The sequence below is a fragment of the Kribbella albertanoniae genome, from assembly GCF_004348455.1.
GTDB lineage: Bacteria > Actinomycetota > Actinomycetes > Propionibacteriales > Kribbellaceae > Kribbella > Kribbella albertanoniae.
This window is the reverse complement of record NZ_SMKA01000438.1, coordinates 1-4,112: the sequence shown is the minus strand read 5'-3', so window position 1 is coordinate 4,112 and position 4,112 is coordinate 1. Positions and strand designations below refer to the sequence as shown.

General features: G+C 69.2%; 3 protein-coding genes. 2 read left to right on the top strand and 1 reads right to left on the bottom strand.

The genetic code is table 11. From position 1 onward, the window contains the following. Positions 1-442: 442 nt before the first annotated feature. Positions 443-1,459, bottom strand: coding sequence for a DMT family transporter (locus E1261_RS43630; RefSeq protein WP_238176827.1), 1,017 nt, complete (start codon positions 1,457-1,459; stop codon positions 443-445). Between the two features lie 54 nt (positions 1,460-1,513). Between E1261_RS43630 and E1261_RS43625 the strand changes: the two genes are divergently transcribed. Then, positions 1,514-2,416: a LysR family transcriptional regulator gene (locus E1261_RS43625; protein ID WP_132416073.1), complete on the top strand. Its 903-nt coding sequence runs from the start codon at positions 1,514-1,516 to the stop codon at positions 2,414-2,416. 85 nt (positions 2,417-2,501) lie between these two features. Continuing rightward, a complete protein-coding gene (locus tag E1261_RS43620; RefSeq protein WP_132416071.1) occupies positions 2,502-3,965 on the top strand; it encodes an aldehyde dehydrogenase family protein in 1,464 nt (487 codons plus the stop codon). Positions 3,966-4,112: the final 147 nt, after the last annotated feature.

Genomic DNA, 4,112 nt, shown 5'->3' with positions numbered 1-4,112 from the left:
CCACAACCACACCCTCCACCCAGCAACCTGACCCCGGGGCCACCCAGCCCGACCAGCCCGACAGATTCGATGCCCCGGCCGGCAAAACGCCATTTCGCTACAGGCTCATACCGGCAGCCCGACTCCGCAAACCTGCCGCAGCGGTGGGCGAACCCACCGGCTCGGGGCCCCACCCCGGAATCCGGTCCGGGAACCTCGCATCTGATGGGTACACCCCCCGTGGTGGGTTGGCGAACCGGATTCTGATTGGCCAACCCACCATCTCGTGGGTATACCCACCCCAGGTCGCGGCAGGGCGGCCGCGTGCGGTTCGCCAACCCACACTCGCGTGGGTCAGCCCGTCAAATGGGGTGGCGCTGGGGTGGACAGCAGCACGGCGGGCGAGGTGCTGGGCGTGTTCGGTGGTACCCGGGGTGGAGTTGGGGAGCAGGGCGGACGCCCATCACCCACCAACTGCGGTTGTCTGGGCGGGGTCAGGCGTGGGCGGTCGCCGACGGGGGTGGTTGGACGGTGGTGGCGGTCCGCCTAGCAAGGGTGTTCCGCCCGTCTTCCTTCCCAAGCCGGAGGGGTCGGTCGCGCGGGTGGGCCATTGGACGATCAGTACGGCGGACAGGACGATCGCGCCGCCGATGCATTGGATCGGGGTGAGGTGTTCGCCGAAGACGAGGGCGGCCGAGACGACCGTGACGACCGGTTCGAGGATCGAGAGGATTGACGCGACCGACGGTCCGACGCGGGCCATTCCGGCGAAGAACAGCAGAATGGCGGCGACCGTGCTGACGAGGGACAACACGGCCAGCCAGAACCAGCCGGCGCCGGTGATGGTGGTGAGTTGGCCGGCGGTGCCGCGGATGAGCGTTGCGACGAGGAAGGTGCCGAAGGCACCGGTGCAGACGAGGGCTGTCAGGGCGAGCGGCGGTACGTCGGCCGTCGTGCGGTCGCCGACGAGGATGTAGCACGTGTAGACCACGGCTGCACTCGCCGCCAGCAGCGCGCCGGTCAGGTCGAAGCGGCCGGAGGCGGCGCCGCTGAGGACCAGGATGATGCCGCCCAGCGCAAGACCGAGTGCCCAGACGCGGCGGCGGGAGGTGCCTTCGCGGCCGAGCAAGATTGCGCCGGCCATCACCAGGATCGGGTAGAGGTAGAGGAGCAGCGCGACCAGGGATGCGTCGATCCGGGTCAGTGCGGAGAAGTAGAGCCCGGCCTGCGCGGCGTACCCGAACACGCCCATGCCGAGGCTGACCAGCACTGCGCGCCGGGGGATCCCGCGGAACGCTCCGCGGGCCACTGCGATCGCCATCAGGACCAGACCGGCCAGCCCGAACCGGACCAGCAGAAGTGCGTCGACCGACACGCCTTCGTCGTACGAGAGTTTGCCGAACACGGCCATCGCGCCGAAAGCGGCTGCGGAAAGGAGACAGAAGAGGGCGCCCACGAGAACGATGATCGACGCGTTCAACTGTTCACGTCTATCACGGCTTCGTGGACATGATTGTGTAGCTATCCTGAACAGATGCTCGACCTCCATCGACTCCGCCTACTCCGCGAGGTTCACGACCGCGGCACCGTGCACGGCGCTGCCCGCGCGCTCGGCTACACGCCCAGCGCGGTCTCGCAGCAGTTGTCGGTGCTGGAGCGAGAAGCCGGTACGCCGTTGCTCGAGCGAGTCGGCCGCAATGTCCGGCTGACCGCGGCCGGGCATGTGTTGGTCCGGCACGCGGCCACCCTGCTGGAGGGAGTCGAGGCGGCCGAGGCCGAGCTGGCGTCCGTCGCGGCAGGGCGGGTGGCCGGCGTCGTACGGATCACGTCGTTCCAGTCGGCGTTCCTGCAGATCGTGGCTCCCGCCGTACGGGCGCTGGCCGTCACCCACCCGAACATCCGGGTCGAGGCGACCGAGGGTGAGGTCGAGCAGGCCGTGCCGGCGCTCCGGCTGCAGCAGCTCGACGTGGTGGTCGGCGACGAGTACGAAGGTCAGCCGCGGCCGGTGCATGCGGATCTGCAGCGAGAGCCCTTACTGCGTGAGCACATCCAGGTGGTGCTCCCCGAGAATCACCCGGAAGCCACAGCGGACCGGGTGAAGGTCTCCCGCCTCGCGGACATCCCCTGGGCCGCGTGTCAGCCGGGGACCGGCCACCGTGAGATGCACGTGCGCGTCTGCCGCGAGTACGGCGGTTTCGAACCGGACCTGCGGTACGCCTCCGACGACTTCCTCATCCTGCTCGAACTCGTCCGTACGACGGGCGCCGCGGCCCTGCTCCCCGATCTGGTGCTCCGCCACGGTACCCAGGGAGTCGTCGTACGCAGACCTGCCGAAGCCGACGTCGGCCGGTCCGTCTACCTGCTCACCCGCAGGGCCCGCACCCCAGCGATCGACGTGGTAGCCGCAGCTCTCAGAACGGAAACCAGCGCGGATTGACCTGCTGCTCTCACTGAGTGGAAGCTGTGGTTGAAGGCCCTCCAGGTCGCTCCTACGGTGACGCCACCAACTGGAGGGCAGCGCTATGACGCTTCTGGACACCGTCGACTGGTCGGGGCACATCTTCAAGGCCGGCAGTTGGCAGCCGGGCCAGGCCGGCACGTACGCCGTCGTTGAGCCCGCCACCGGTGGTGAACTCGGCCAGATGGGTCGGGCGGGCGTCGACGACGTCGCCGAGGCCGGGCGGGCCGCGGCCGAAGCCCAGCGAGCTTGGGCGGCGCTCCCGCACCCGGCCCGGGCAGCGGTGATGCGTCGGGCCGGCGACCTGTGGCAGCAGCATGCCGACGAGATCGCCGGCTGGAACACCCGTGAGGTCGGCGCGACCGCCGGCATCGTTGGCTTCTCCCTGCACATCGCCGCCGAGGAGTGCTATCAGGCCGCCGGGCTGCCGGGGCATCCGCTTGGTGAGGTGCTGTCTTCGGAGCAGCCGCGCCTCTCGCTGGCGCGCCGGATGCCGGCCGGGGTCGTCGCGGTGATCTCGCCGTTCAACGTGCCGATCATTCTCGGGATCCGCTCGGTCGCCCCGGCGCTTGCCCTCGGCAACGCGGTGATCCTCAAACCCGACCCGCGGACGGCGGTCACCGGCGGCGCGTTGATGGCCCGCATCTTCGAGGAGGCGGGCTTACCTCCCGGCGTACTGCAGATGCTTCCGGGTGGCGCGGACGTCGGTCAGGCGCTGGTGACCGATCCGAATGTCCGCGTCATCTCGTTCACCGGCTCCACCGGGGTCGGCCGCCGGATCGGCGCGCTGGCCGGCGAGCACCTCAAACGAGCCCACCTCGAACTCGGCGGCAACTCCGCATTGCTGGTTCTCGACGACGCCGACGTTGCGGAAGCCGTCAATCTGGCGACCTGGGGATCGTTCTTCCACCAGGGCCAGATCTGTATGACGACGGGCCGCCATCTGGTCGCCGCCCGCGTGTACGACGATTTCGTGGAAGCCCTTGCCGAGAAGGCCGCGTCGATGACGGTCGGCAACCCGGCCACCGAGGCGGTCGCACTCGGACCGGTCATCGATGCCGGTCAGCGGGACAAGATCCACGGCCTGGTCGGCGCATCCACCACGGCCGGCGCCAAACTTGTTGCTGGAGGCGCCTATACCGATCTGTTCTACCGTCCCACCGTGCTGGCCGACGTACCGATTGATGCCCCCGCCTTCACCGAGGAGGTCTTCGGTCCGGTCGCACCCGTCACCAAGGTCGACTCCGTCGAAGACGCCATCCGCCTGGCCGGCGCCGGCGAGTACGGCCTGTCCCTGGGCATCGTCACCCAGGACCCGCTCCGCGGCCTGGCCATCGCCGAGCAGATCCCCACCGGCATCGTCCACATCAACGACCAATCCGTGAACGACGAAGCCAACGCCCCCTTCGGCGGCGTCCGCGCCTCCGGCACCGGCTCCCGCTTCGGCGGCACCACCGCCAACCTCGAAGCCTTCACCGAAACCCGCTGGATAACCCTCCGCTCCAAACCCCCCACCTACCCCCTCTGATCCCGATCCTCCGACCGACAGGACGTATACGCCTGCTGGCCGCACCGGCTACCAACGGTGAGCGTGGCGAGGGCACCCAGCACACCTGTACGTCCTGTCCTTCGGGCGACAGGTTCAAGGGGTGATGGTTCGGGCTATGCCTTGGGC

Bases quoted from the DNA above. Each gene is read 5' to 3' on its own strand.
- E1261_RS43625 (WP_132416073.1), top strand. From the start codon at position 1,514: ATGCTCGACCTCCATCGACTCCGCCTACTCCGCGAGGTTCACGACCGC.
- E1261_RS43620 (WP_132416071.1), top strand. From the start codon at position 2,502: ATGACGCTTCTGGACACCGTCGACTGGTCGGGGCACATCTTCAAGGCC.